This window comes from Microcoleus sp. AR_TQ3_B6 (assembly GCF_036702785.1).
GTDB lineage: Bacteria > Cyanobacteriota > Cyanobacteriia > Cyanobacteriales > Microcoleaceae > Microcoleus.
The window spans coordinates 78,395-104,422 of the sequence record NZ_JAUBVJ010000003.1 but is presented as its reverse complement, the minus strand read 5'-3'; the positions used below and the strand labels follow the sequence as shown (position 1 = coordinate 104,422).

General features: G+C 45.5%; 19 protein-coding genes and 2 pseudogenes. 13 read left to right on the top strand and 8 right to left on the bottom strand.

The window, feature by feature from the left end:
* The first annotated feature begins 1,248 nt into the window (after positions 1–1,248).
* Positions 1,249–2,310: a pentapeptide repeat-containing protein gene (locus QUB56_RS02745; protein ID WP_332952935.1), complete on the top strand. Its 1,062-nt coding sequence runs from the start codon at positions 1,249–1,251 to the stop codon at positions 2,308–2,310.
* A gap of 345 nt (positions 2,311–2,655) precedes the next feature.
* Here the strand turns inward: QUB56_RS02745 and QUB56_RS02740 are convergent, their stop codons facing one another.
* Positions 2,656–7,578 carry an ATP-binding protein gene (locus QUB56_RS02740; protein ID WP_332952934.1) on the bottom strand — a complete coding sequence of 1,641 codons (4,923 nt, stop codon included), beginning with the start codon at positions 7,576–7,578 and terminating at the stop codon, positions 2,656–2,658.
* Positions 7,579–7,647: 69 nt separating this feature from the next.
* On the bottom strand, positions 7,648–7,806 hold the full coding sequence (locus tag QUB56_RS02735) for a hypothetical protein (RefSeq protein WP_332952933.1): 159 nt from the start codon (positions 7,804–7,806) through the stop codon (positions 7,648–7,650).
* Between the two features lie 309 nt (positions 7,807–8,115).
* Between QUB56_RS02735 and speD the strand changes: the two genes are divergently transcribed.
* Positions 8,116–8,538, top strand: coding sequence for an adenosylmethionine decarboxylase (gene speD / locus QUB56_RS02730; protein ID WP_332952932.1), 423 nt, complete (start codon positions 8,116–8,118; stop codon positions 8,536–8,538).
* 84 nt (positions 8,539–8,622) lie between these two features.
* Here speD and QUB56_RS02725 read toward each other — a convergent pair whose 3' ends face one another.
* Positions 8,623–9,228: a hypothetical protein gene (locus QUB56_RS02725; protein ID WP_332952931.1), complete on the bottom strand. Its 606-nt coding sequence runs from the start codon at positions 9,226–9,228 to the stop codon at positions 8,623–8,625.
* 144 nt (positions 9,229–9,372) lie between these two features.
* Here QUB56_RS02725 and queF point away from each other — a divergent pair, with 144 nt between their 5' ends.
* Entirely contained in the window at positions 9,373–9,792 is a 420-nt protein-coding gene (queF, locus tag QUB56_RS02720; protein ID WP_332952930.1) for a preQ(1) synthase, read from the top strand.
* A 186-nt stretch (positions 9,793–9,978) separates the two neighbouring features.
* Positions 9,979–11,208 carry a DUF4365 domain-containing protein gene (locus QUB56_RS02715; protein ID WP_332952929.1) on the top strand — a complete coding sequence of 410 codons (1,230 nt, stop codon included), beginning with the start codon at positions 9,979–9,981 and terminating at the stop codon, positions 11,206–11,208.
* A gap of 113 nt (positions 11,209–11,321) precedes the next feature.
* On the opposite strand, the gene QUB56_RS02710 is transcribed toward QUB56_RS02715, so the two are convergent.
* On the bottom strand, positions 11,322–12,734 hold the full coding sequence (locus tag QUB56_RS02710) for a cytochrome c biogenesis protein (protein ID WP_332952928.1): 1,413 nt from the start codon (positions 12,732–12,734) through the stop codon (positions 11,322–11,324).
* Between QUB56_RS02710 and QUB56_RS02705 the strand changes: the two genes are divergently transcribed.
* Positions 12,728–12,856 (top strand): hypothetical protein, encoded by a 129-nt coding sequence (locus tag QUB56_RS02705; RefSeq protein ID WP_332952927.1) that lies wholly within the window; start codon positions 12,728–12,730, stop codon positions 12,854–12,856. The genes QUB56_RS02710 and QUB56_RS02705 overlap by 7 nt on opposite strands.
* A 130-nt stretch (positions 12,857–12,986) precedes the next feature.
* Here the strand turns inward: QUB56_RS02705 and QUB56_RS02700 are convergent, their stop codons facing one another.
* Positions 12,987–13,718 carry a cytochrome c biogenesis protein CcdA gene (locus QUB56_RS02700; protein WP_445243300.1) on the bottom strand — a complete coding sequence of 244 codons (732 nt, stop codon included), beginning with the start codon at positions 13,716–13,718 and terminating at the stop codon, positions 12,987–12,989.
* 507 nt (positions 13,719–14,225) lie between these two features.
* Positions 14,226–14,942: a pentapeptide repeat-containing protein gene (locus QUB56_RS02695; protein ID WP_332952926.1), complete on the bottom strand. Its 717-nt coding sequence runs from the start codon at positions 14,940–14,942 to the stop codon at positions 14,226–14,228.
* A 600-nt stretch (positions 14,943–15,542) separates the two neighbouring features.
* On the opposite strand from QUB56_RS02695, the gene QUB56_RS02690 reads away from it, so the two are divergent.
* A complete protein-coding gene (locus QUB56_RS02690) occupies positions 15,543–16,256 on the top strand; it encodes a tetratricopeptide repeat protein (RefSeq protein WP_332952925.1) in 714 nt (237 codons plus the stop codon).
* A gap of 109 nt (positions 16,257–16,365) precedes the next feature.
* Here QUB56_RS02690 and QUB56_RS02685 read toward each other — a convergent pair whose 3' ends face one another.
* Positions 16,366–17,703: a peptidylprolyl isomerase gene (locus tag QUB56_RS02685; RefSeq protein WP_332952923.1), complete on the bottom strand. Its 1,338-nt coding sequence runs from the start codon at positions 17,701–17,703 to the stop codon at positions 16,366–16,368.
* A 119-nt stretch (positions 17,704–17,822) separates the two neighbouring features.
* Between QUB56_RS02685 and QUB56_RS02680 the strand changes: the two genes are divergently transcribed.
* From QUB56_RS02680 to QUB56_RS02650, 7 genes and pseudogenes are all read left to right on the top strand, one after another.
* A complete protein-coding gene (locus tag QUB56_RS02680) occupies positions 17,823–18,374 on the top strand; it encodes a peroxiredoxin (RefSeq protein WP_332952921.1) in 552 nt (183 codons plus the stop codon).
* The gene (locus QUB56_RS02675; protein ID WP_332952920.1) at positions 18,374–18,571 is read left to right on the top strand and encodes a hypothetical protein; all 198 of its coding nucleotides are present in this window, start codon (positions 18,374–18,376) and stop codon (positions 18,569–18,571) included. The genes QUB56_RS02680 and QUB56_RS02675 overlap by 1 nt, the downstream gene beginning before the upstream one ends.
* Positions 18,572–18,574: 3 nt before the next feature.
* A complete protein-coding gene (locus QUB56_RS02670) occupies positions 18,575–18,898 on the top strand; it encodes a SpoIIE family protein phosphatase (protein WP_332952918.1) in 324 nt (107 codons plus the stop codon).
* Positions 18,899–19,443: 545 nt separating this feature from the next.
* Positions 19,444–19,566: pseudogene (locus QUB56_RS02665) on the top strand (TerD family protein); the annotation flags it as partial.
* A complete protein-coding gene (locus tag QUB56_RS02660; protein ID WP_332953112.1) occupies positions 19,544–19,690 on the top strand; it encodes a TerD family protein in 147 nt (48 codons plus the stop codon). The pseudogene QUB56_RS02665 and the gene QUB56_RS02660, both read left to right, overlap by 23 nt.
* 623 nt (positions 19,691–20,313) lie before the next feature.
* Positions 20,314–23,904 carry a nitric oxide synthase oxygenase gene (locus QUB56_RS02655; protein ID WP_332952916.1) on the top strand — a complete coding sequence of 1,197 codons (3,591 nt, stop codon included), beginning with the start codon at positions 20,314–20,316 and terminating at the stop codon, positions 23,902–23,904.
* A pseudogene (locus tag QUB56_RS02650) lies at positions 23,870–24,862 on the top strand (bestrophin family protein). Before QUB56_RS02655 ends, QUB56_RS02650 begins: the two are co-directional and overlap by 35 nt.
* Positions 24,863–25,129: 267 nt before the next feature.
* Here QUB56_RS02650 and QUB56_RS02645 read toward each other — a convergent pair.
* Positions 25,130–25,657: a phosphate-starvation-inducible PsiE family protein gene (locus QUB56_RS02645; RefSeq protein WP_332952914.1), complete on the bottom strand. Its 528-nt coding sequence runs from the start codon at positions 25,655–25,657 to the stop codon at positions 25,130–25,132.
* Positions 25,658–26,028 lie beyond the last annotated feature (371 nt).

The window sequence follows — 26,028 nt, the reverse complement described above, 5'->3', positions numbered from 1 at the left end:
GCTTTCCGTAGGCGGCTCGATCTGCGGACTTTATTTTTACACCCTAAATTCGCAGTGTTTTTTTAGTCTGTAACACTCACTACAGCTCGATTGCCAACCCCGCACTACTATCAAATTTGATGACATAAATTACAGCAGATATTGCTCGGTTAGTCAAAGAGCGACTATCTTTAATTATGGGGCGGCTAATTTCAGCAACTTATACAGGTGAAGTAGCCAGTCCCCCGCGCCCAGAAAAGCCTGGGGTGGTCGGCAACTATTAGAATAATAATATTGTCGGGCCCTTCGGGCAAGACTTAGGCTGGTCATTGGTTGGCTGTAGCAGCCCTATTGCCGTTGGCAAAACCTGCTACAGGAATACAGTTTTTCTGGGAAGGCCTCAGCGAAGCATTTGAGAAGCCCAGGAACAGCTTTTATGTCCGGGAGCGCGTCTGGTGTCGGGTGTTCTGTTAATTAGAACCGCAAGCGCTCATGGATCGAGTCAAGATTGACAGCAAGCACAGCAGCGCGGGATCACAATGGCTCGCGACTCATTTTTTCGCGAATTCTCAGGCTACTGGCAGCGTATTGCTTGGTTCGCCTGCGACTCGCTCAGCACTCCGAGGGAAACCGCCTTCCTGTTGGATTTCACTGGCGCGCAGCACAGTGGGGGGAGGTGAAACTAGCTGAGCTGACCGGGGTCTGCTTTCATGGGCAATCGAAGATAGAAGGCACTTATGTAGAAGGCATTTGGGGTTGAAGCTCGGATATCTTGTTTCTTGATTGCATTAATAAATTCGATCGCCTGTACTAGCAATTTTTCCGGTCAGAATGCGGCGCGCATGCCGCCAGCAATACCCCAAATATTTGATTGACCTTGACAAGATCGATCGATAACTTCTCGGTATTTTGGTAAATCGTTAGCAGTTAATAGTTAGTGATTAGCAGTTAGTATAAATAAAACTAACAATTAACAGCTAACATCAACCGCTAACTAATTACTAGACAAATAAGACTTACAGGACTTACACGCGGCGAGAAACTCGGTTTCTTCATGACTTCCGCGCTGGCCAACCTCAGATTTTACCCGAATCCGGTTTCTTTTCGTAAGTTATAACTAGGTGAGGAGGGTGATGCTAGGAATCAAGCAGCTTTGACAATTGTTACTGTGGCAGTATTGGTTTAAAAAACTGACTGGCAAACACGATAGTACAAATTTTCAGACAACATAGAACATCGAGAAATTAAGGAAACTCACTCAATTTTTTTATGAATTTCACTGAGCTTTTAAGTGCCGATGAACTTTTAACTAGACATAGAAACGGGGAACGAGATTTTCGAGGGGCTAACCTCATTGCAGCTCATTTGAGTGAAGCTAATCTCAGTCGAACAAATTTGAGCAGCGCTAATTTGAAAGGCGCCAACTTAATTAAAAGCAAACTGGTTGGAGCTAATTTAAACGGCGCCGACTTGAGCGGGGCTAATTTGTCTAAGGCGAAATTAATTGAAGCTAACCTCGGGAGTTCTAGTTTAACTGGAACTGTGGCGATCGCAGCAGATTTTAGCGGAGCAAATCTCAGCGGAGCAATATTGTCTCAGGTTGACTTGAGCAAAGCGGTGATGACGGGAGCGAGTTTAGTAGGAGCTTGTTTGCTAAGCGGCTCGAAACTAACTGAGGCTAATTTGAGCGGGGCGACGCTGAGCCGAGCAATTATGAGCGGGGTTGATTTAAGCAAAGCAAATCTGACTAGAGCGATTCTCAGCGAGGTAGATTTGAACGGGGCGAACATGAGCGGAGCCACTCTAATTCGGGCTTATCTCAATCGCGGAAATCTCAGCGGTGTCAATTTGGTTGGAGCTTCTTTGAGCGAAGCAAGTCTGCGGGAGGCTTCTATTTGCGCTGCTAATTTGAGCGGTGCTGACTTGAGCGGTGCTGACTTGCAATCCGCTAATTTAAATGGCTCTAATTTGAGCGGTGCTGACTTGAGTCGAGCTAATTTGAGTAAAGCTAATTTAAATGGTTTGATTCTGCACAATGCTGATTTGAGGGGTGCGAATTTGAACAAAGCTTCTTTGCGGGGAGCTAATTTGAGCGGTGCGAATTTGTCAGGCGCTAGCTTGCTGGAAGCGGATTTGCGGGGGGCGAATTTGAGTCACGCCAATTTGTCGGGAGCGGGTTTGCTGCTGAGTTCTCTGACAGGGGCGAATTTGACAGGAACTAATTTGTCAGAGGCTAATTTGATTGGGGCGAGCTTGAATGTTGATAATTTGAATGAAGCAGCTTTGGGCGGGGCGATTTTGCCGAATGGAGCTACTCACAGCCGGGATTGATGACTTGATTAAGAGAAAATAGTTTTGAGTTTTAAGTTAAAGAATCTTTAATTCAAAACTCAAAACTTTTAACAAGAAATAATATCATTTCCGGTTAGACCGGAATGATGTTGACTGTTGACTGTTGACTGTTGACTGTTGACTGGTGACTCAAATTTACTATTCCGATGCTAACGGATTTGATATAATTCAGGATTAAAGAGTTGTGGGGGGCGGGTTTATATAGATTTTTGGTGAGAGTTAGATATTGTTGGTGAAACCCGCCCCTACAAAATCTGGGTAAAGGTAGGGGCGGGTTTCAGTAACTATAATGGACGATCGCCGACAATCTATTAAAATTCGGAGTCAGCGATGCAGTCTGCTGAGCAATGTCACGATTGCTTTGACTAACTCATTGGGTTCGACAGGTTTTGCAAGATGACGTTGAAACCCAGCAGCAAGAGCTTGTTTCTGATTAAACTCTCCAGCATAGGCAGTCAGGGCGATCGCCGGAATTTGCCCGCCCTGCTCTGGTGGTAGACCTCTCACTTGCCGCAGTAGCATATAGCCATCCATATCTGGCATTCCGATGTCGCACAGGAGGATATCGAAGGGTGTGGTTGAGAGCAGGTGCAGTGCCTCGATCGCAGATCCAACTGCAGTCACTTCGGCTTCGGCTTGTTGGGCTACAAACGCCACAAACTCCCGTGAATCGCGTTCATCATCCACAACCAACACCCGCACACAGGCCAGATGAATCTCGTCCGATCGAGCTTGGGCCCGGCCGACAACTTCTGCCACCGGATTCGCGGTATGCAAGAGGGGAATTTCCACAGTGAAGCTGGCTCCCTGTCCTTCACCCCTACTCTCAACCCAAATTTTGCCGCCGTGCAGTTCCACAATTTGACGCGCGATTGCCAGCCCCAATCCCAAACCCCCAAATTTACGAGTTATCGCTCCATCTTCTTGCCGAAAATGCTCAAACACATAAGGCAGAAACTCAGGATTGATGCCTTTTCCTGTATCGGTGACCAGAATCTGGGCATAACTTCCAGTTTGGGTTAACCTAACGCTAATTTGCCCGCCACCAGGGGTGAATTTCACGGCATTGGATAAAAGATTCCAGATTACTTGCTGCAAACGCCCGGAATCGCCCATTACCATTCCGATGCCGGGTGAAAAGGTTGTTTCCATTTGCAGTGACTTGGCTTCGGCTGCTAGTCGAACGGTTTCCAAGGCGGCTGAAATCACCATATTCAAATCAACGGACATCCGATTCAAGCTCAGTTTGCCGCTCAGAATGCGGGAGATGTCGAGCAGGTCATCAATCAGTTGTGACTGGAGTAGGGCGTTGCGTTCGATCGAGGCAAGGGCGCTAGCGGTTTTTGCAGCGCCGAGTTTGTTTTGCTGCAACAGCTTCGACCAGCCGAGAATGGGGTTGAGGGGCGATCGCAACTCGTGAGACAGCACCGCCAAAAACTCATCTTTGATGCGGTTGGCGGTTTCGGCGGCTTCTCGTGCCGCTTGCTCTTGTTGCAGAAGCTTCTCGCGTTCAGCTTCGGCTTGCTTGCGATCGGTGATGTCGCGCGTTACACCCGCTACCATTTCCACAGCACCCTCTGCATCAAAAACCGGCACAAAAATATACTCGTAAGCTCTTGTAGCCAACGCGCTGGTGTATGGCGTTTCATCCTTAAGCGGTTGGCGCGTCTGAATCACTTTGTGAATCTGATTTTGCAGTTTGGCGGCTAAATCTACGGGGTAATCTAATTCAAAAAAGTTTTTGCCAATGACTTCAGCGAAGGATTTTTGCAAAACGTCGAGGAACGGCTTGTTGACATCAATGAACCGCCCCGACAAATCGAATGTATAAATAAAGTCCGGCACCGAAGACTTAAAGGCGTTGAACTTTTGCAGTTGCCGTTCGAGTTCGGCGGACGTTTGGCGCAGGGCTGCTTCGGCTTGAATTTGCTCGGTGACATTCTTAAAATAAACGGTGATTCCATGTGCGGCAGGGTAGGTGCGGACTTCGTACCAACGATCGTGGTCGGGATAAAACGCCGTCAGTGACCCAGCCACGCGATCGCCCATGGCGGTCCAATAGAGCGGCTCAAACTCGCTACCAATGAACCCTGAGTATTCTTCCCATAAATTCTTGCCAATCAAATCACCCGGAATGCGATCGAGCAGTTTTTCGGCAAATTGATTGACGTAGGTGAACCGCCAGTTCTCATCCAGGGCAAAGAATGCTTCACCAATGCTCTCTAGAATATTCCGGCTGTGCTCCTCGGTTTCACGCAAGGCTGCTTCCGCCCGTTGGCGCTCGTTTTCGACGCGCACGCGATCGGTGATGTCAACTGCAGCGGCGTAAATCACTTGTTCTTCTGGGTAAGGCTGGGCGTTCCAGAGAAACCAGCGGTAGGAGCCATCTTTGTGCCGAAAACGGTTTTCAAACGTAAAGATTTCGTTACTGGAGAACAGACTGTCGGCTTCTGCAGTGGAGGTTCCCAGGTCGTCCGGGTGTAAAAACTCAGTCCAGGGGCGGGATGTCATTTCGTCTGGTGTCCAGCCGAGGGTTCGTTCAAAGGTGGGGCTGATCCAGTGGAAATACCCGTTTATGCCCGCAATCGCTTGCAAATCTGAACCGACGGCAAGAAACCGTTCCCGTTCCTGCTCAATTTTTTTGCGATCGTTGATATCCCGGAAGAAAAGAGACAGCCCCGTCGGTGAAGGATAAACGTGAACCTCAACCCACAAATCAAACGGAGCATAATATTCCTCAAAGTCCACCGCGATTTGCTCGCTGAGCGATCGGCGATACTGGAATTCAAACTGAGTGCCGATCGTGCCTGGGAAGGCTTCCCACATCGTTTTGCCCAGCATTGCTTCTAGGGGAGTTCGCGACACTCGTTGTGCGGCTTGGTTGGCGTAGGTGAAGCGAAAGTCGAGATCCATTGCCATAAACGCATCGGTTACGCGCCCCAGAAGGGTTCGCTCTCGCATTGTTGCTTCCTGTCGCAGCCGTGCCAGCTTCAAACTTGCTTCTACCCTTGCCAGCAGTTCACGCGCCGAGAATGGTTTAATCAGATAGTCATCGGCTCCGGCTGCGAGTCCTTCAATACGCGCTTCTTCGCCGGCGCGGGCTGATAAGAGAATGATCGGAATGTCTTGGGTGGCGGGATTAGAACGCAGCGATCGCAACAACTCAAACCCATCCATCCCCGGCATCATCACATCTGTCAATACCAAATCGGGTGGATTTTTCTCAATGGCAGTCAATGCGGCAAGACCATCGGCGACGGTTTGAACAATATAAGAACCGCTCAGGAGTCGCCGAATATAATCGCGCATATCAGCGTTATCATCGGCCAATAAGATATCGGGCATCGGGCATTGGGCATCGGGCATCGGGCATCGGGCATCGGGCATTGGGCATTGGGCATCGGGCATCGGGCATTGGTAGCTTCTTCCTTCTGGCAACCAGCGTTGAGCTTCTTCGATATATGGCATCGCGCCTAACGCCGTTGATGCTAAAGTGCGACTGGCGCCAATGGGCTCCGGCGGCAGATGAGCTGTTCCGGTGGGAATCGTCACCCTAAAGCAACTTCCCTGCCCAAAAGTGCTGCTGACATCGATCGCTCCCCCATGTATTTTGACGAGTTCTTGCACCAGCGACAGCCCAATGCCGGAGCCTTCAAAACTCCGCCCTTGAGAATTTTTGATTCGATGAAACCGCTCAAATAAATGCGGCAGTTCTTCGGAGGGAATACCGACTCCTGTATCTGAAACCGTTAATTCAACACAATTTTCGACGCACTGCAATCGAACAGTAATTGTCCCTGCTAAGGTAAACTTAAAAGCATTTGATAAGAGATTGAGAACGATTTTTTCCCACATTTCGCGATCGACATAAATCGCTTCGGGCAAGGTGGGACAGTCAACTATCAGCGACATTCGGGCCCGTTCAATCAGCGATCGAAATGTGCTGGCAAGTTCTGCCGTATAGGTTGCCAAATCTACAGGTTCATAAGCTGCTTGGACTCGACCTGCTTCGATGCGTGAGAAATCGAGCAAGCTATTGACGAGTTTGAGCAGTCGCATTCCATTCCGCTGCACCAACTGTAATTGTTCGCGTTCTTGAGGTGGAATTGTTCCATCCAAATTCGCGATCGTTTCTTCCAACGGCGACAGCATCAAGGTGAGTGGCGTGCGGAATTCGTGCGAAACATTGCTAAAAAAGGTAGTTTTGGCGCGATCGAGTTCTGCCAGTGCTTCGGCGCGTTTGCGTTCGGCTTCATAGGCGATCGCGTTGGCGATCGCTGTTGTCACCTGCCCTGCGATCAAGTCAAAAAAACCTTTGTAATCATCATCAAACGTTCTCAGCGGACTCACTCCAGCAATCAGGAACCCGAAGGTTTCTCCCGATCGAGCTAGTGGTAGAACTACCGCTTGATGAGGAGATTGGGACCAGGCGCCGCCCGGTAAAAGTCCAAATTGCGCCTCCAAATCTTCAATGATTCTGCTTTCGCCCGTCTCGATGACAAGCTTCAATTGCCACTGACACTTTTGAGCGGATGTAAGCTCGATCGCCTCACAAGAAGCAAGGGTTCCGGCTGCTAACCTGGTTGTACCCGCGAGTCGTGCGATCTCGCTTTCGCCATCGAGCAGATAAAACAGCGCAAACGGGATGTCATAGGCGTTATTGGTCAATACGGTGGCGGAAATCTCGCAAGCTGCTTCTTGCGTTTTGGCAGTAACTGTTTCTGCTGCTAATTCGCGCAGCGTTGCCAACCGACGATCGCTCAACACGCGCTGAGTGTCCTCGCTACAGGCGCAGAAAACGCCCCCCACTGGACCATCATCATTCGCCACCGGACTGTAGGAAAAGGTAAAGTAGGTTTCCTCTGTGTACCCGTTGCGTTCCATTACCAGAAGCAATTCTTGATTCCACGTCGATTGTCCCTGGTTCAAAACCGCTTCTGCTTGGGGCCCTAGGGTGTCCCAGATTTCAGCCCATACCCGTGAGGCAGGCTGACCTAGTGCTTGCGGATGTCGCTTGCCGAGGACAGGAATGTAAGCATCGTTATAAAACTTGGTCATCTGCTGTCCCCACCAGACAAACATGGGGTAGCGAGAGCCTAAGATGATCCGAATCGCGGTTTTCAAGCTTTGAGGCCAGGTTTCAACGGCACCAAGAGCCGAAAGCGACCAATCGTGCGATCGCATCAGCCTCGCCATCTCGCTATTGCCTGCAAAAATCTGTTCAACGAGTTGATACTGCTCGATCATGCGCTTGTCTTTCCATTGGGCCCACAGAAACGGGCAACGATCTTCACTCGGTCTGCTGGTCGGGCCGGTTTAGCTAGGTGACGCCAGAAACCCAGCGGATCTCGCCCGTTGCTGGTCAACTTTTCCAGCATAGGCTGCCAGAGCGATCGCCGGAATCTGCCCGCCGGGCGATCGTCCTTGGAGTTGGCGAATTTTACGCATGAGAGCATAGCCGTCCATCTGTGGCATTTGGATATCATATCAATTCCGCCACAGCCGGAACGATCGAGCTTTGGTTTTTTTCTCGTCAATGAAAACAAGAGATTGCTTTAATCAAAGAAGGTTATTTGAGAAGAACAAGGCAGCGCTGAAATAACACTTCTTCCATTAGTGGTATCTGCCTGTGAGAATGTTCTACCCCAGCAGATCGCCAGCGGTTGTCAAACGTACTTCTGGTAATCTTCATCTTTCTTTGCGAAAGATACTTGCAAAATTTTGGACAGGGTGCTAATGTAAGAAGGTTTGAGACATTATGAGTTAGAGGTAAAACCCCGCAGAATGAAACAATTGGGAACCCATCTGGTCGCTGATGCTTGGCAGTCTCCTGGAGACGTGCTCAACGATCCTGAACGTATCCGCCGCGCCATACTCGATGCGATCGAAGCCGGAGGAGCTACTCTCATCGATTTGTGCGTCCACCAGTTTAGTCCTCACGGAGTGACGGCTACTGCTACTTTGGCCGAGTCTCATATAGCAATCCATACTTGGCCTGAACACGGTTATTTTGCTGCAGACTTATTTTTCTGCGGAGCCGGCGACCCTCACCGAGCCATGAAGGTGCTACAGACAGCTTTGGAAGCTAAACAGGTAAAACTCACTGAGTTCACGCGCGGTTTCGATCCAGGGGTGGGCATCGTAGGTTCTGCTTGTGAAGAGCAGTATGCGCCTCGTTCAGTAGAAACGATTGCCGCCAGAGGATGATAGCCAATTAGCGTAACTTTGAACATTTTATGCTAGGTTTTGTTTAAAATCCCACGGATCGAGCCGTGGGATTCTTGTTGGAATTTACTTTTTGATTAATAAAGGGCGGACAACTAAATAACCTGCGCCGAAAGCTGCAATGACAATCAGAAAAATCGCGATGGCCAACCACAATCCGCTTAAGTCTGAGGCTTTTTTTGGTTTAGAGCGCAAACGGTAAGGAATGGACGGCACCTCTGTAAATAATTGTTCTGGAAGTGGCTGCGGCATCGAGGGGGCTGTTGGCTCCGGTTCCGGTAGGGGAAAAGGGAAGGCTACTGTCTGAGGGGCGGGGGGTGCTGGAGGTAAGGCAGAGTTAGTCTCTGAGGTTGCAGGTGCTCTTGGCTCGGGTTCCACACTGAAATTGAATTTGACTGACGGCATTTGAGGCATTCCTGTCTGGGTGACGCTCTGAGCCGAGTTGACTACTTGCTGTAGCTGTTGGGAGACTTGAACTACTGTTTCTACTTCTCGCCGCAGTTGTTGATTTTGTTGGACTAATTGCTGATTGTGGGTTTTGAGGGAGTCGAGCATCGCTTGGGCTGCTTGCAGCTCGGCCGTGACTTCTCGATAGAGGGAAATCGGTACCGATGGAGAGTAAGTATTTGAGTTTTCAGGGGAAGTATTGTCAGGTAAGGTAGTATTTTGCATAATTGTAGATGGAGAGGGTGAACTTTTTTAGTTTAGCCTGAGAGTATTTGCAATTAGATCGATCGCAACACAATTTGTCAAGATATTTGTTACAGATATTTATAGTAAATTTAATTAGATGTTACAACTTTTTTGTCGATCGCTATGAACAACTACGCAGCCGAAGAAACTATGTCCCAAAAGTCAAGCACCGAGGAAATGAAATACGGCGAACGCCAGATTTTGGAGGGGGAGTTAATTACTTTCCCAAATCCGCGAGTCGGGCGGCGCTACTCGATTAACATTACTTTGCCGGAGTTTACTTGCAAGTGTCCGTTTTCTGGCTATCCAGATTTTGCGACAATTCACGTTACTTACGTACCCGACGAGCGGGTGGTGGAGTTGAAGGCGCTCAAACTGTATATTAACAGTTATCGCGATCGCTACATTTCTCATGAAGAATCGATCAATCAAATTTTAGACGATTTTGTGGCAGCTTGCGCGCCCCTAGAAGCAACAATTAAGGGCGATTTCTCGCCGCGGGGGAACGTGCACACTGTGATTGAGGTGTCGCATCACAAGTAGCAGGCAGAGCCCAATCAAATTAGAATTTTTAACCTCACTCACAGAAACCGGGTTTTTTGTTCGTTATCGTAGGGTGGGCAGCGTTAGCTTGGAGAGGATTAAGTTGAGCTAGAGCGTGTCACTTGCCCACCATATCATCCGAGCGGGCTAAAATAAGTATTGTAGAAGCCATTTAAAGTTAGAACAATGCAATCTCCTCTAAGCTCTAGAACTGCAAGAATTGGTATAGCTGGCACACAACTAATTTTTGAAGACTTAGGCTGTATTTTTCGCGAACAACCGATAGAAGATTATGGTATCGATGCCCATGTTGAATTTATTGAAAAAGAGCAAGCAACAGGAAAGCTAATTGCCTTGCAAATCAAATCAGGAGATAGCTGGTTTAAAGAAAAGAATGGGAATAATATCATTTTTCGTGGCAATAACGAGCATTTAGAATATTGGCAAAATCACTCTCTACCTGTGATTGTTGTCTTGTATAAACACAGTGAGAGGACTGCCTATTGGCAAGCTGTCAACAATAATACTGTTCAAAGAACTAAACAAGGGTGGAAATTATTAATACCGCTGGATCGAAAAGTCAACTTTCAGGCTCTCGAACAACTCAAAAAGTGGAGCCAAAAAATAATTTCTCCTCGTGAATATACGGAATTATCTTTACAGGATAAGAGTCATGGCCAAGCAAAAAGATATGCTGCGCACATACTTTTGAACCGAGAATTCACGAAGGATGATATTATTCAAGTTATCAAAGACCTTACTAATAAATTAAAAAACAGAGAATATTATATAAACAAACAACGTGAAGAAAGATGGCGCAACACACAAGCTCATGTAATCTGGATTTATTTGTATTTGTCGCCAGAAGATTGCCACAGAGCAAATTGGATTTGCATGACTCAATGGATTAGTAAAAAATTATCTCCTGCCCCCATACAGCTAGATGGAGAAACAATTGATGGAGATATAGTTGTAAAATGGAATGAAGACTGTCAAGAAAGATCTAGGATAAGCAGATTGTATGAGTTACCGAAGGAAAAATTCTTAGATTTAATGATGAAACTTGCAGATCCAATTAGGGAGATTGTCACTCAGATCGAAAATGTAATCAATCAATATAACTCAGGAGAAATAGATGAGGCAAGATACATGAGTTTGATGTCAAGTTTTGAGTCACAAGTCACAAAACTTTATTTTGAGGCAACTGATATGGGTTCAGCACCTCTAGAATGTAGAGATCTGAGTCAGCAATTTCAAAACTTGGCAGCAATTACCCATAACCTTGTTTTACCATTTTCCGATCATGGCTTAAAAACTTGGGACAAAGCAGCGAGAAAAAACTTAGTGCAGATGTATTTGAGGGATTATCATAAAGAGTTACAGAAATTCGATTTCGAGTTTGAAAAAATAAATTAGCCTTGTAGGATGCATAACACAAAGCTACGCCTCGGCGATCGGTGTGTCATAATTTCACTATATAGCCTTTCTCAGTAGCCTAATTTGTAAGGTGGGCGTTGCCCACCCTATCATTAGTTTTGATTAGCTAGAGAAGTCTCAGTAATCGCACTTTTTTCCTCTGCTGTTTTCGATTCTGCCAACCTGTCCAAAATCTCCACAACTTCTCTTTCAAAACTCACCTGAGCGCGATTCGTGCGCCCGCCGACGTAGAGTTTGCCATCTGTTTCCAAAGCCCAAATTTGCGAGTGAGACAGATAGCTCATCAGCACGCTGAGCATCAGCAACCCGAAGCCAGTATAAACGATCGGAATACCCGGATCGGCTTTAATTTGCAATCCCGTAGCGCCTACAACTTCGTCAATTGCCAGCATCACTCCGTTAACTTCAGCCGCTGTGCCGGCGCGCACTGTAGTTAACAATTTGCCATCGGTACCGTAGATTAACATTGTGCCTTGCAAGTCTTTTGCTAGCAGAGAAACTCCTGCACTCAAATCGGGTTTTGTCGGAATCCAAGCTCCCCAAATTCTGCCTTTACCTTGAGTGTCTAACAAAGCCATCGGCAATTCTAAAACCGGGCTTTTGTTGAGGCGAACTCGCACGGCAGCTATTGCCCAATCTGCTTGATAAAAAGTAACTCCCCGGTATCTGAGGGGCTCGTTAACGTGAATAGTTTTGCGATCGACCTCTTGGCCTGTTTTGTCCAAAACTGACAGGTCAGAGTAAAATTGGTCGATCGCACCGCTCGGACTATAATCGATCCAGAACCGATTAACTCGCATCGACCAATCCTTCGGTATTTGCGGCCGGGCCCAAGGTCCCGCATCCAGGATATTCTGCACCTCAAATGTTTCGCCACTCGGAACAATTTCTTGAGCGAGAAACCCAGTCATCGCGCCCCACATCGACCCAGCTAAAATAATTAGCATACTGGCGTGAACAATAATCGGGCCGACTTTGCCAATTATGCCCTTACGAGCATAAACTTTTTCGCCTTCTCGAAATATGCGGTAGTTTTTTTGCTGCAAAAGTTGTTCTAACGAAGTTAAACCAACTGTTTCTAATTCCGCACTGAGAGCTAATTTTTCAAACTGCTTTGGTTCTTCATAAAATTTCCAGCGGCGGGCGGCTTTTAATGCGGGAAATTGTCTGGTAAATGTACAAGCTGTTAAGCTGCTGCCGAACAAAATTAGGATTGACAAAAACCACCAAGTGCGGTATACGTGGTCTAGTCCTGCAATTATGACAACTTTCCAAGTTAGGAAGCCGAACAAAGCGGGGTGTTCTGGATAGTTAGATTGGTAAAAGGGTACGGATTGGCCTTGTTCGATGACAGTGCCGGAAATGCTGAAAAATGCGATCGCCAGCAGCAAGATAATTGCCAGTCGCAAATCTGCTAGCATCGGCAAGATTTCTCGCTTAAAAAACCTTTGAGGAGCAGTCGCCCAGTTTGAGAGCTTTGAGAGAAATACGTCTTTTGATGTCATTGGTAATTATGAAGAAAAAAGGCAGAAGGAAGAAGGAAGAGGGAAGAAGGAAGAAGGAAGAGGGAACAACAAAAAAAGATGAAGAAAATATTATTTTTTCGAGCAAGTCTAAATCAATTTAGAAGTCTTTCTCTTTTCTTTCTTCCTTCGTGTTTTTCGCGTCTTCGCGGTTCGTTTAAAAAAAACTTAATTCACGCATTCCGTAGTGATTGCTATATCTCTAAATAAGGACTGAAGTTCTTACCACGAAACTTACGCGGGAAGTATCCGGGAAAGCAGGGATAAAACGCCAAATCCTACTAGCAAAACGCCACTAACAGGCGTAATCCAACTCGACCACCGACGCAACTCTAACAACTTTTTAATACTGGCAGTAAAAGTACCTGCTATTATTAGCGGAGCGACGTACCCAGCAGCGTAAAACAGCAGCAATAAACCACCTAAAACTGTATCTCCCGTTTTGGAAACCCAAGCTAAGAGTGTAGCTAAAACCGGCGTGCTGCAGGGAGAGGCTACTAAACCAAAAGTTAAGCCCAATAAGTACGATCGAACCCCCGCAGGTAAATCTTTCGGAACCCACCCCACAGAGTCGAAAGAGGGCATTTGCAAGGGTAAAGCTTCGAGTAAATTCAGCCCCATGAGAATAGCGATAATGCTGACAACAATCGGCAAACCCAGCCCAATTTTGCCGTAAACTTGTCCGGCAAATGATGCTAAAATACCTAAACCCGCAAGGGTTGTAGCCAATCCCAGGGAAAACCACGCCGACTGGGCGGCGGCTTGCACGCGGCTTTTTGCTTCGTATCCGCCGATATAGCCGATCGTGATCGGCAACATTGAAAGCATACAGGGCGTTAAGCTCGTTAGCAAGCCTGCCAGAAAGATGACTCCGACGCTGACTAAACTGAGGTGTGTCAGTTGAGTATTTACTAAATTATTAGCAAATTGTGCGAGTTCGTAAAGTTGGGTTTGCAGGGTTTCCATCAGTCGATTTTAGATTTTAGATTTTAGATTTTAGAATTGACTCCACAGTCGATTGGAGATTTTAGATTAAAGAATTGACTGCACCGAGTAATCTGGGAGTTTAAACTAAATATCTATTTTTTTCTCTCCACCGCCGATTTTAGATTAAAGAATTGACTCTACAGATGAATCTGGGAGCTTAAACTAAATATCTAATTTTTTTGCTCTTGACCACAGGAGTCGGGGGCTTGTATCTCTAGACCGATGAGGTCAGGCTCGGTGCTGTTCTGGCTCTGTTGAAAATTGTAACAGATCCGCGCAGGTTCGGTTTGAGATTTAAGATTTTAGCGAGCTTGACTGGTTGGGAGTTGAAAGGTAGATGGCACCCCGGTTTAAATTGATATCTTGACAACATTTTCAACAAGCGGTTTGCAACGGGCCCAGCCTATTACACCAGATAATTCATTAATTGTGAAGCTGGCCCGAAAGCCTGTTATTGACCTTATTCAGACAGACTTTAATTTAACTTTAGTTTAAATTAAAGCCAATTTCTTCATTAATAGAACCGTCTGGCATTATTGCCCCTGTCAGCACTGCACCTCTGAGATTGGCTCCCGTTAAAGTAGCGCCTTCTAAATTAGCATTGCTCAAATTGGTGACTTGTTTGGCACCTCGAAAAAAGAAGCTCTCCAAGTCAGCATTTGTCAAATTAGTGGCTGCCAAATTAGCATATTGCAAGTCAGCACCGTGCAGCGTCGCATCAGTTAAATTAGCTTCTGCGAGATTGCTTCCCCAAAGTCGAGAATCTAACAAATTAGCATTTTGTAAATTGGCGCGACTCAGATTTGCCAAAGTCAGATTAGCATCCCACAATCTCGTGGACTTGAAATTAGCTCCTGTCAAATTTGCTCGACTGAGATCCGTCCCCAAAATATCAGCATTTGCTAAATTAGCGCCTCTGAGATCGGCGTCAGAAAGGTCAGCATTCTTTAAATTAGCACCAGACAAATTGGCCCCGGACAAATTAGCGCCGCTCAAATTGGCTTCTTGGAGATTAGCTCCCCGCAAATCGACAGCGATCAAATCGCACTGCTTCCACAGAAAGCTGACGCACCAATTCTCTTTTAAGAGCTGACTCAAATCCTCCGTATTCGCTGCCAGCACAGGAGGAGTTAAGTGAAGAGTGAACAGGACGATCGCCAACACTGCCGCGAAGAAAGTTTTCAATGTCAGAAGTCTTTTCATTGACACTAATTTGCACAATAGATTTTTGATGTATAATCAAAGCATAGCAAACAACATGCAACTTTCCTCCGCAAATTCACTTAAAAATATTAGTTAAATGTTCATCGGGGGTTGGCTGCGGCACCAACTTAACTCGGGCAGTCTTAGAGGCGCTTTGAGCTAGAAAGCCGGTAGCTTCACAGATGCCTCGCTCCCAAACTAAGATTTTTCGTTAAAACCGGGTCCAAGATAGCCACAAGTTCGATCGCCCCCCCGGCCAGTGCAATATCCCTAATATCCCTACCGCGTAACACTGGCGGCGGGCAGTTGCTGACGAGGCTGCAAGACCTACCTCCAAACAATCCTGGTAGGAACTTCTCAATATGGTTCGGAAGAAACCCCCTACATAGCCGGAAAACCTTATATTTAGCTGGTTGTAGAGGCAATTTTTCTTAGTTGCGATCGTTCTCACTAACTAAGCCCAAGTTTCATCACACAAGTCAAGGTCGCAGTATCACCAAATCCGATCAAACTTATCACATTCCTGAGAGCACGGATATCACTCTGAATAGCTCAAGTATGGACGAAAATAACATCATACAGTTGAGCACCACTACTGCCATGCCTACTATTCCCCTTCTCCCGAGCCAATTAGTTGTGACAACTCTTTTCAATTCAATGGAATCTTTGGGATTTGCTAATATGGTAGGCAAAGTATTTTCGGGCGAGCAAGCGGAATCCCGACAAGAGGCAAATTTAAAAGTTAGTACCCAAAAAATTTACGCTCAGGGTTTAAAAAATCTTGAACAACAAGACTTGCACGGTGCGATTAAAAATTTTACTGCCACAATTAACATTAATCCGAAATTCGCGCCAGCTTACAACGATCGCGGTGTGGCCCGCTACAAATTAGGCGACAAACAATCTGCGCTGGAAGATTTAACTAAAGCCATCGAACTCAATCCTTACCGAGCCAAGTATTACAGCAATCGGGGGTTTATGCTGACTCGTTTAAAAGATTATACTGCGGCGATCGCGGATTACAACTCAGCACTGCTGCTCAACCCCAATTTAGCCCAAGCTTACTTTAATCGAGGTGCTATCCGCCTGCAAATGGAAAATTCCCTCGCAGCACTGGCTGACTTTGAGTCAGCAATTCGCCTCGATCGCGATTTTGCTAAAGCTTATTTCAACCGAGGAGTGACTAGATATAAATTGAGAAAGGTTCAGGGAGCATTTGAGGATTTTCAGAAGGCGGCAGGGCTTTTTAAGCTGCAGGGGAAAATAGATGAGTATCGAGAAGCGGTTTCTAGAATTAGACAGCTATGGTATTAGTTAAATTTGGGAATGGGGAATGGGGAATTGGCATTTGGCAATTGACGAGCGGGTAAGGTGCACCGAAGAGCACCCTACACCTATAATTATTGCGTCAGTCTTGTGAAAGTTAGCCAATTCTCAAGGCGGCGTCTCCGGTGGGCAAGTTATTGACAACGAAAGGACCAGGAGAGGTAATTGCAAAGGCGGCGTTTTGAACTGCTGCGGGGGCGGCATTTTGAACGACAGCCAAAGTAACTCCTCCAAATTGAATGAGTGTGTTGCTGCCTGATTGGGTGAATGAGGTGTTGGATAAATTGCTGGTCAAGCCAATGCGATCGCCCTCGGACGGCCTAAAATCAACAATAATATCGCTCGCCGCATCTAAAGCCAGATTTTCGCCTGTGCTCAGAACAAAAGTATCTGCACCTGCGCCACCAGTGAGACTATCGCTGCCAATATCGCCTACTAAAACATCGTTACCATCACCGCCGATTAAAACATCGTTTCCTCTGCCGCCTCGCAAAAAGTCGTTACCAGCATCGCCATTGAGATTATCGTCGCCGAGATTTCCGTTGATAATATCGTTGCCAACACCTCCGCTAATGGAGTCGTTACCTTTGCCACCTCTGAGAAAGTCGTCGCCAGCTTCGCCCGTGAGGGTATCGTTGCCTTGGCTGCCGTTAATTGCATCATCCGTGGGTGAACCCAGGATGCGATCGTTTGCGCTACCTCCCACTACACCGCTGGGATTTTGCTGAGAGTCTTGGGAAGTGACTTGATAGTTGTTGGGGGTGTTTGCCAATCTGAGCGATCGCAAAGATAGATTTACGAAATTGGTACTGTTAACGAAATCGTTGAGGACATTAACATCGCTAATTATGCTAGAAACCCGGCTGGGGACGATTCCTCCAACGACTTTTGCAGTCGAAATGCGATCGCCCTGCTGCACCGCATTAACCGTTTCAAAACCTTGAATAACGTTGCCAAAAACAGCATAATTGCCGTTTAAAGACGGCAAGTTGTCTAAAGCAAAATAAAACTGCGAAGAAGCCGAATTCAAAGCACTAGAACGAGCCATTGCCACGGCGCCGCGAGTGTGCTGCAACTGCGGCGTCTGAGTTACAACTTGGTTGTAAACAGGTTGCGCGGCCCCTTGCGGCTTAATTTCCAAAGGAATCAAACGCGCCTGATTGGTATCCGGGTCAATAAAACTACCCGCTCCCAATTGACTTGCCGGAATTGTCGTATCTCTGCTGCGCGGATCGCCTCCTTGCACCACAAAAGGACTGGGCTGGCGCACAACTCGGTGAAACATCACCCCGTCGTAAACGCCGCGTTCAACTAAGTCAACAAAATTGCCAGCAGTAATAGGCGCATTAGTACCATCGACTTCGATCGTAACGGGTTGACCGTTAATTACCTGAACTACTATAGCTTTGCCTGGTAACGGGAGTGCAGCGCTCATAGATAAATTGCTATTTGAGTGAGTGATATTTGAGTTTTAGGAACAATCCACAAATTGCCCCTACCCATTTAATCAGAAAACTGTAAACTTGTGTTAAGTACAGTTCTACTTCTAAATTTATGATCTCCCGCCGCCAGTTGTTTAGCACTTTATTGGCAATTTGTCTAGCTTTTCTAACTTTCAATTTTGCCGCACCTGCATTTGCCCTCGGCGGCAAGCTTCCGCAGGTGAATCAAGCCGCACCGGATTTTAGTTTGCCGACAAACAGCGGCGACGGACAAGTCTCCCTGTCGGATTTTCGCGGTAAGTGGCTGGTAGTCTATTTTTATCCGAAAGACTTTACCTCGGGATGTACGATCGAAGCGCGTCGATTTCAGCAAGACTTGCCGAAATACTTGGCAAAAAATACTCAAATTATCGGCATTAGCGCTGATGATGTCAACTCCCACGCGGAATTTTGCGATTCGGAAGGTTTGAAGTTTCCGCTGTTAGCTGATACCGACGGTAAAGTGAGTAAAGCTTACGGTTCTTGGATGAGTTTTATTTCCGCGCGACACAGTTTTATTATTGACCCTGAAGGCATTTTGCGGGAAACTTTTGTGAAGGTGAATCCGGCGATTCATTCTAAAGAAGTGTTGGCTCGTTTGGGGGAATTACAGGCTAACGGGTAATGCGAGGTTTCACAGTGCACGAAATGCGAGAAACCGAGCCGGTTCGCTTTCTCTATACCCTGAATCGCACCCTCTACAAGAACGTGCTGCGGATGAACATTGACCGCAACCTCACTCTGGCAACTCTCAACTACACCGATGGCAAAGTCAGCATCAGCCGACAGCATGAAAAAACCATACTCGTCCGCGTCGGTTGACTGGTGGAACGGATCGACACGATCGATTTAGGACTGCCCATTGCCCTGGATGAAAATATCAGCGATTTCATCGATCGCACTGTGCTCGATCTGCATCCAGGCAATGGCATTGTCCTCTATACCGATGGCATTACAGAAGCCAAGAACATGGACAGGGCCCAGTATGGATTGGAGCTACTCTGCGCGCTCGTGAGTCAACTTTGGCACAAATCTGCAGAGGAAATCAAACAAGCAGTAATTGCAAATCTCCGCGAATTTATGAATGGACAAAAGCAGTTTGATCATATCAGCTTGCCGATCCTCAAGCAGATACATATAACCCAATAAATTCAGGAATACACCCAAACCTACTGTGTATGGCATCATCTGGTAAGCTGCAAGTTCTCCCGATTTGGATGTATGCCTCAAAGCTTTCAACAAAATATTGAAAGCAACAATAATGACTCAAAGTTACCATAGCTATAGCGGTTCTCGGAAAGATGAGGTATTCACCAATTAATTAACAATTCCCCAATTCCCCAATCTAAAATCTAAAATCTAAAATCTAAAATCTAAACTTGTACCTCATCTATCTGAGAAAGGCTATATATAGCTGGCCCATCCCACCTATAGCTGGAAGCTGGGAGTTTTTGCTAAAAAATATATGTAGTCGTTTCTCTGCAAGCGTTATCGCAATATGTATAAAAATTAAAATTTATCAGGAATTATGTAGGTGATTATCGATCGTCCTGAATCGGTCTTAAAATCTTTGTGTATTAATTTTTATGTATAAATTATATCCTGGCAATTTTATTTGCTAAACGACAAGGTGTCTCACTTAACGACGCAGCACCAAGTGTTTCACAAATGTTTGTTTTCGGCGATGGGATAATGGGTGTACAGATAGCGATGAGGATTTTGATTTAGATGTGTTCGCATTCCTGTTAGGTGCTAACGACAAGCTAATTTCTGAATCCCATTTGATTTTTTACAATAACCTTTGTCTGCTTAGTTAATCAAAAGACTAACGGAGAAATTCTCCCGTACAATCTTCCAGACAGTTACTCGGTTGAGACAACAGTAATCATGGCTGAACTCGAGCGCCAAGAGCGGGGATGGAATCTTAAGGCTGTGGAATAACCATGTAAGAAGGGCATACAAGGATTACTAGAATTCTACAGTCCCGATCAAAAGAGCCAAGCTCTCGATCCGAATCGTATCAACTGGCGGTATCGAATAGAACAGCCAGGGCAATAATATAGACGTGCGACTAGAAGGTCGTTTACCTGTATTTGTAAAACATTGTTAACACTATGGACTCTGTTTGGTTCTTCTGGATATCAGGAGATAAGTAAGAATTATATCAATTAAAATATGAGGTTTCCAGTTGCTCAACTACCATGTTTTCTGTCTAAAGCTACTTTTTTACCATAAACTCAGACGAACTATCTGTTTAACATCTACTTGGGAAATTCTCTTTGTATAAATTTTGAACTAAAGTGTAGTGTATTATACAGCAGTAACTTTCCAATTGACAGATATTAATACACTAAGGAAAAAGAATAGATAAAGTAATTAGTAATTGGTGGCACAAATCCGACCCAAATATAAAGGATGCAGCGCTCGTATTCATGCTGACAAAAAAGATTTAACGGGTCTATTTGATTAGTAAAAACCTTTTGAGAATAGTCACGCTTTTGAAAGAAATTCTCTTCAAAAAAGCGGATGCTTTAAAACAACATATATAGAGAAAAAACGCGACAATGACTAGCTCTACATTCAATTATCCAGCAGGGCATACCACAACTATTCTGGTTTTTACGTCCGATTTTAACTATTTACCTACAAAGCAATTTGTTGATTTGGCGGTAACGAGCGAGCGCTTTCAAGTTTATGGATGCAAACGCCTTGCGAGTCACGGGACTACCACCACCTCAGTTAGTGGCGAATGGTTGAATTTCAGCTTGGATTCTCCAAGGATTCTACCAGAAGAAGTTGATAGTGCTGAAGCGGCAGTAATTTTCATCAGGCCGACGGACTTATCTGAGGTGGTATCGATCGCTCGTTCCTTTATAGAAATCGCTAAAGAAAAGGGTATTCGTCGTTTAGCCTGGGTGGCACCTGCTGCTTGTGCGCAGGCCAAGCTAGGCGATTTTTTGGCTAAAGCAGAAAGTCTGGTGTGCGACTTAAATATCGAAACTCTGATCTTGCGTCACCCGCCTTTATTTTCCCATTTGCTGATGCAGAAAAAGGAATTGAGGTTTCGCCGTACTTTGTCCTTACCGCTTGGTAATAGCACCTTACCTTGGTTAGAGCCAGAAGCGATCGCAGAAGGGTTATCTAAATGGCTGCATGGGGAAATCAACAACCAACCTCCAGAAATCTTGACAGGTTCAGATTTGCTTAGTGGTGCTGATATTGCCCTCGAATTCTCGGCAATACTGGAGCAAACGATGTCTGGTCAAGAATTTGCGCCCTTGCGATTTGAAGCGATCGACGTTGATAAAAGTGGGCAAATTGACGCTCAAGAGTTGTTTCCCTACCTATTAGATTTGGGATATAGCAACGATGAATCTCAGTCTATTTTAGACCAGGCTGATACAGACGAGAACGGCACGATTGATTTTGACGAATTTGTCTATGGTTTAGAAGCCCATTTAAACAGAATTCTAGGAGATCTGCCGACAGAAATTCGCTATTTTGATGTACCAACATCCGCCGCGCTGCACGATGCAATGGCAGGGGGAATGAATGAAAAAGCAGCCCAATCTCAACTAGATTGGCTGGTGGGATTAAGTAAATCTGGATTAACCGAGCAAGGAGAAGCATCAGCCCAATGGTTAGGGCGAAAAACTCGGGGTTTGAGAGATTGGATGGCTCAACATATTCTGGAACTAATTAACCTCTATATTCTCCCGGGACGCGGTATTTTAACGATTAGTGAGGGCTTTTTAGGAGGACGACCAGCACTAATTACACGGCTGCTACAAGCAAATGACCGGATGTTGATTGGGGAGCGATCGCTAGATGGCGAAATGCTGGAGTGGTATTGGGCAGATGAAGATGCAAATAATTTAGAGGAAATTCGCTATACTTCCGAAAGCGGTGGAGAACGAGTCCTAAGATTAAAAGATGGCAAGATTGCCAGTTTATCGGCACGCGGACGCTGGACAGGACGGCGATTAGCAATTCAGTTATTTTTTGAAGATCGACTCTTTCCTCGTTGGCAAGCGGCATTATTCCGCGAGTTAGGAGAACTGCAAATTGAGGAGGTAACAACATCTGGGGCGGATAGCGATATCGTTTGCAACTGTACTAAAACAACCTGTGGCAAAGTGCGAGAACTGATAGATACAGGTGTTGATTCCCTAGAGGGAATTGTGGAACAAACACAGGTAACAATGATCTGCGGTAGCTGTCAGCCTTTAGTCGAAGAAATGCTAGGTTCGGCTAATCTGGCTGTTGCCGAACTCGTGGCTAAAGAAGATTTGGGACGAGGAATGATGCGCTTCCAGTTTCGCCCAGTTTACGAAGAAGTTCTTGCCTCGAAACCGGGACAACATATCCTGATTCAAGGACGAGTGGATAATTCTTGGGTAACTCGCGCTTACACTTTGAGTTCGCCCGCTGACCAAACAGAATCCTACGAAATAACAGTTAAACGTGAAGAATTGGGTTTATTTTCGCGTTGGTTGTGCGATCGCGCTGATTCAGAAGCGTTGTTACGCATTTCTCAACCCAGAGGTGAGTTTGTCTTAGAAGATGAAAATCCTGTAGTGTTTTTTGCTGGGGGCATTGGGATAACTCCAGCGATCGCGATGATGAGAACTTTAGCCAACCGAGGAGATACCCGCAAATTTCACCTCGATGTTTCTGCTCCCCATACTGAAGATTTAGTCTTTCACCCAGAACTAGAGCAACTGGTAAAAACTCACCCTAATTTAAGCTTTACAGTTCGGGCAACTCGTTCCACAGGCAGACTCACCCCTGAAATTGTGCAACGTTTGTATCCCTACACCGAAGGAACCGTTGCTTTTATGTGCGGACCCCAACCCTTTATGGATGCGGTGCGAGGCTATTTACAGAGCGCAGGTTGGGTGGATCGGGCCATTCGCCAAGAATTATTCTCCTCCAAGCTGAATGAGGACGGTAACGCTCAAACTCCCACATCCCAGCGTCCGGCGGTGCAACTGGCGGGAGGAATTACACCGATCGAACAGATCAGTATTTACGTCCAACCGATTAACTCAGTCGCCAAAGAAGCAGAAGTTTTCCTCAAACAATGCTATCTCGAACAAGGTTTAGCAGAAGTTTTCCTTCCCCGTTGGCAAGAAGTCAAGGAATCAATTGAGCGCACAGGTACTTACGAACATACTTATGATGAACTAGCTTACGGGACAAAGCTGTCATGGCGTAACAGTAACCGATGTCTGGGACGCAATTTTTGGCGTAGTTTGCAATTGCGGGATATGAGGCATCTCCAAACAGAGGAGGAGATTTTTGAAACCTTAGTCGAACACATCAAGTTTGCTACTAATAACGGCAATTTGCGCTCGACAATTACGATCTTGAATCCAAATTTGCAGATCCGAATTTGGAGCAGTTTAATGCTGCGTTATGCAGGCTACCGTCAACCCGATGGCAGCATTCTCGGCGATCCGGCTAATGTGGAGTTAACAGAGGAGGCAATCAAGTTAGGGTGGTCGAAAGAGTCTAAAACCCGCTTTGATGTATTGCCTTTGATTATCCAAATAGGCGAAAGGGAACCCAAATGGTTTGAAATTCCCCCAGAAATTATTTTAGAAGTTCCCATTTCCCACCCTCGCCATCAGTGGTTTGCAGAATTGGCTCTGAAATGGTTTGGGCTCCCTGCTGTTTCTAACATGATGTTGGATATGGGAGGTATTCAATACCCCACACCATTTAACGGTTTTTATATGGGCGCGGAAATTGGCGGGCGGAATTTCAGCGACACTTATCGCTACAATATGCTGCCAATTGTTGCCGAAAAAATGGGTTTAGATTGCAGCGACAACATCAGCCTTTGGAAGGATTTAGCGTTAGTAGAAATCAATGTAGCTGTGCTGCATTCTTACAAGCTGCATGGGATACGGATGCTAGATCACCATACCCTGAGCGATTCCTTTATGCAGTTTGTGGATGAAGAGAAACAGTGCGATCGCCATGTTTACGGAGATTGGCGTTGGCTGATCCCGCCCCTATCGGGTTCAACCGTGCCAGTTTACCCCTTAGAGTTTGAAAATCGCTTGCTCAAACCCAATTATTTCTATCTACCAGATCCTTGGAAGGAGAAATCTGATGCTGGTAAATGTCCATTCCACCATCAGGCGTAAAAAAGGTTCCATTCTCAGTGAGGCAATTTGTATGAATTTTGACCGGAATAATTGGTTTAAGCTAGCTCTAGATTTAAAAAGTTCCGTCATTCGGGATATCAAAAACCAAGTGCTTTTGAGTATGGTAATGGCTTCGATCATTACCATCCTTTACACAAATGGATATCCAGGTCTGAGCCAACCAATTTTAACTGGATTAATCCCGGGAATTGTTTTAGGATTACTATTAGTTTTTCGGACTAATACAGCCTACGAAAGATTTTGGGAAGGCTGGCAAATTGCCGGTATGACTATATTTACTGGTCGCAATCTTTCAAGACAAATATGGATGACAATTCCCGAGCCAACTTTAGCAGATTCTCAGGAAAAAGCAGCTTATTTGCGCTTAATACCAGCTTTTTTTATGGCAATGAAACAGCATTTAAGATATGCTGGAGTTGACGAATAATTAAAGTCTGTGCTTTCTCCTGAACAATGCTTAGAGTTGCAATATGTCACTAATATGCCATTGAAGGTGACGCAATGGATTGGGAGCTATCTAACTAAACAGTATACCCAAAAGCACATCGATAGTATTCAATTTGCCTCCCTCAATCGCTTGCTGGATCAATTAGTAGAATGTCTGTCTCGCTGCGAACGTATTTTAGCTGCGCCGATGCCAAAAGCTTATTCGATTCACCTACGGCATCTCTTACTTTTATATTGTTTGGCACTGCCTTTTCAGATGGTGAAAGATTTGCACTGGTGGACAATTCCCGTTGTTGGCGTAGTGTCTTTTGGGTTGTTTGGCGTTGAGGCGATAGGTTTAGAAATTGAAAATCCCTTTGGATATGATGCTAACGATATTCCCATGGATCGGCTTTGCAAAAAGTTGCACAACGATACCGAAGAATTAATTGCTGCTGGAACAAAGCAAGACAGCATTGAAACATCAACAGGGAAAACGCATATTCAATGAGCAGATCCGTTGTGTAGGAGTTTGGCTGCACATAAAAAAGACTGGGATTTTTTGATAAGGAATGAGAATTAAATAACTTCCACTCTTGAAAGTGGGATGGGCGTCCCGCCCGTCCTTTTTGGACGGGCGGGACGCTCATCCCACAATAAAAATTAAAATTGTAAGTTATTTAATTCGCGATCCTAAGTAAGACTTAGATCAAAGAAAACTTTTAGAGCCCCGAATTATTAAAGAATTCGGGGCTCTGGGTATTCTGTAATATAAAATCTAAAATCGATTGACTTCCAGAGGTTCTGAAGCTGATTGATTGTCTGAAAACTTTCTCTTTCTGCTAGCCATGCGGCGTTCCGGGTCAATTCCCTCGAAGGTTGGCGGCAACCAAACTCGGACTACCAACAACACTCCCAAAACCAGCAAGAATGCGCCTGTTGATAATATTTGAACCCAGGGAGTTTCCAGCACTCCCCGCACAATCACTTCTCGCAAAACTGATACAATACAAACTTCCACAGCTACGCCGATAGAAACTCTTTGTTCTTGCAAGTAAATAATTAGCAACCGAAATAATTCCACTAAAACTAATAGAAACAAAATATCTGCCGTGACTTGCTGGAAATCCAAAGGAGGTAGCAGCGAGAAGAACATTTCTCGCAGTTCGATCACCATGAAACAGAACAAACCGATACACAAAGAAATTACAATTAAGTCTTGAACTGTTTCGAGAGCGCTGACTATTAGTTTCAGATTCAACCAATGCGGAGTGTGATTAATCTGATCATTTGAACTGTTTTGCATTGAGACCTCCTGCAATCTGTTTGACTTGCTTACAGCTTAAGCTAAAGTGAGCTTATCTTTGACAAAAAATCGGTTTAATTTATTTATAACTATCATAAAACTTCCCTCTGTTGACAATTTCCCACCAACTTTTATTTACCGCGCAGGCGGGTTGACATTTTGCCAAACATTGTGCTACTTAAGACCGGCTATTAGTAGATTTGACTGGTGAAAAGCAGAAGTCAAAATCCTAAAATGCCACAACTGCTATAAAATATGAAAATTGTAAAGAATTATTTACCACAGCTTGATAAACTCAAGCTAGCGAATCTCGGCTTTAATCATACAAAAGCCGGAAAGTTAACCCAAAAACCAAAAGTAATCCAGAGAGG

What these genes read in the sequence shown, in the direction of transcription:
- QUB56_RS02745 (WP_332952935.1), top strand. Translation starts at nt 1,249, where the DNA reads ATGAATTTCACTGAGCTTTTAAGTGCCGATGAACTTTTAACTAGACAT.
- QUB56_RS02740 (WP_332952934.1), bottom strand. Translation starts at nt 7,578, where the DNA reads ATGATCGAGCAGTATCAACTCGTTGAACAGATTTTTGCAGGCAATAGC.
- QUB56_RS02735 (WP_332952933.1), bottom strand. Translation starts at nt 7,806, where the DNA reads ATGCCACAGATGGACGGCTATGCTCTCATGCGTAAAATTCGCCAACTC.
- speD (WP_332952932.1), top strand. Translation starts at nt 8,116, where the DNA reads ATGAAACAATTGGGAACCCATCTGGTCGCTGATGCTTGGCAGTCTCCT.
- QUB56_RS02725 (WP_332952931.1), bottom strand. Translation starts at nt 9,228, where the DNA reads ATGCAAAATACTACCTTACCTGACAATACTTCCCCTGAAAACTCAAAT.
- queF (WP_332952930.1), top strand. Translation starts at nt 9,373, where the DNA reads ATGAACAACTACGCAGCCGAAGAAACTATGTCCCAAAAGTCAAGCACC.
- QUB56_RS02715 (WP_332952929.1), top strand. Translation starts at nt 9,979, where the DNA reads ATGCAATCTCCTCTAAGCTCTAGAACTGCAAGAATTGGTATAGCTGGC.
- QUB56_RS02705 (WP_332952927.1), top strand. Translation starts at nt 12,728, where the DNA reads ATGTCATTGGTAATTATGAAGAAAAAAGGCAGAAGGAAGAAGGAAGAG.
- QUB56_RS02710 (WP_332952928.1), bottom strand. Translation starts at nt 12,734, where the DNA reads ATGACATCAAAAGACGTATTTCTCTCAAAGCTCTCAAACTGGGCGACT.
- QUB56_RS02700 (WP_445243300.1), bottom strand. Translation starts at nt 13,718, where the DNA reads ATGGAAACCCTGCAAACCCAACTTTACGAACTCGCACAATTTGCTAAT.
- QUB56_RS02695 (WP_332952926.1), bottom strand. Translation starts at nt 14,942, where the DNA reads ATGAAAAGACTTCTGACATTGAAAACTTTCTTCGCGGCAGTGTTGGCG.
- QUB56_RS02690 (WP_332952925.1), top strand. Translation starts at nt 15,543, where the DNA reads ATGCCTACTATTCCCCTTCTCCCGAGCCAATTAGTTGTGACAACTCTT.
- QUB56_RS02685 (WP_332952923.1), bottom strand. Translation starts at nt 17,703, where the DNA reads ATGAGCGCTGCACTCCCGTTACCAGGCAAAGCTATAGTAGTTCAGGTA.
- QUB56_RS02680 (WP_332952921.1), top strand. Translation starts at nt 17,823, where the DNA reads ATGATCTCCCGCCGCCAGTTGTTTAGCACTTTATTGGCAATTTGTCTA.
- QUB56_RS02675 (WP_332952920.1), top strand. Translation starts at nt 18,374, where the DNA reads ATGCGAGGTTTCACAGTGCACGAAATGCGAGAAACCGAGCCGGTTCGC.
- QUB56_RS02655 (WP_332952916.1), top strand. Translation starts at nt 20,314, where the DNA reads ATGACTAGCTCTACATTCAATTATCCAGCAGGGCATACCACAACTATT.
- QUB56_RS02645 (WP_332952914.1), bottom strand. Translation starts at nt 25,657, where the DNA reads ATGCAAAACAGTTCAAATGATCAGATTAATCACACTCCGCATTGGTTG.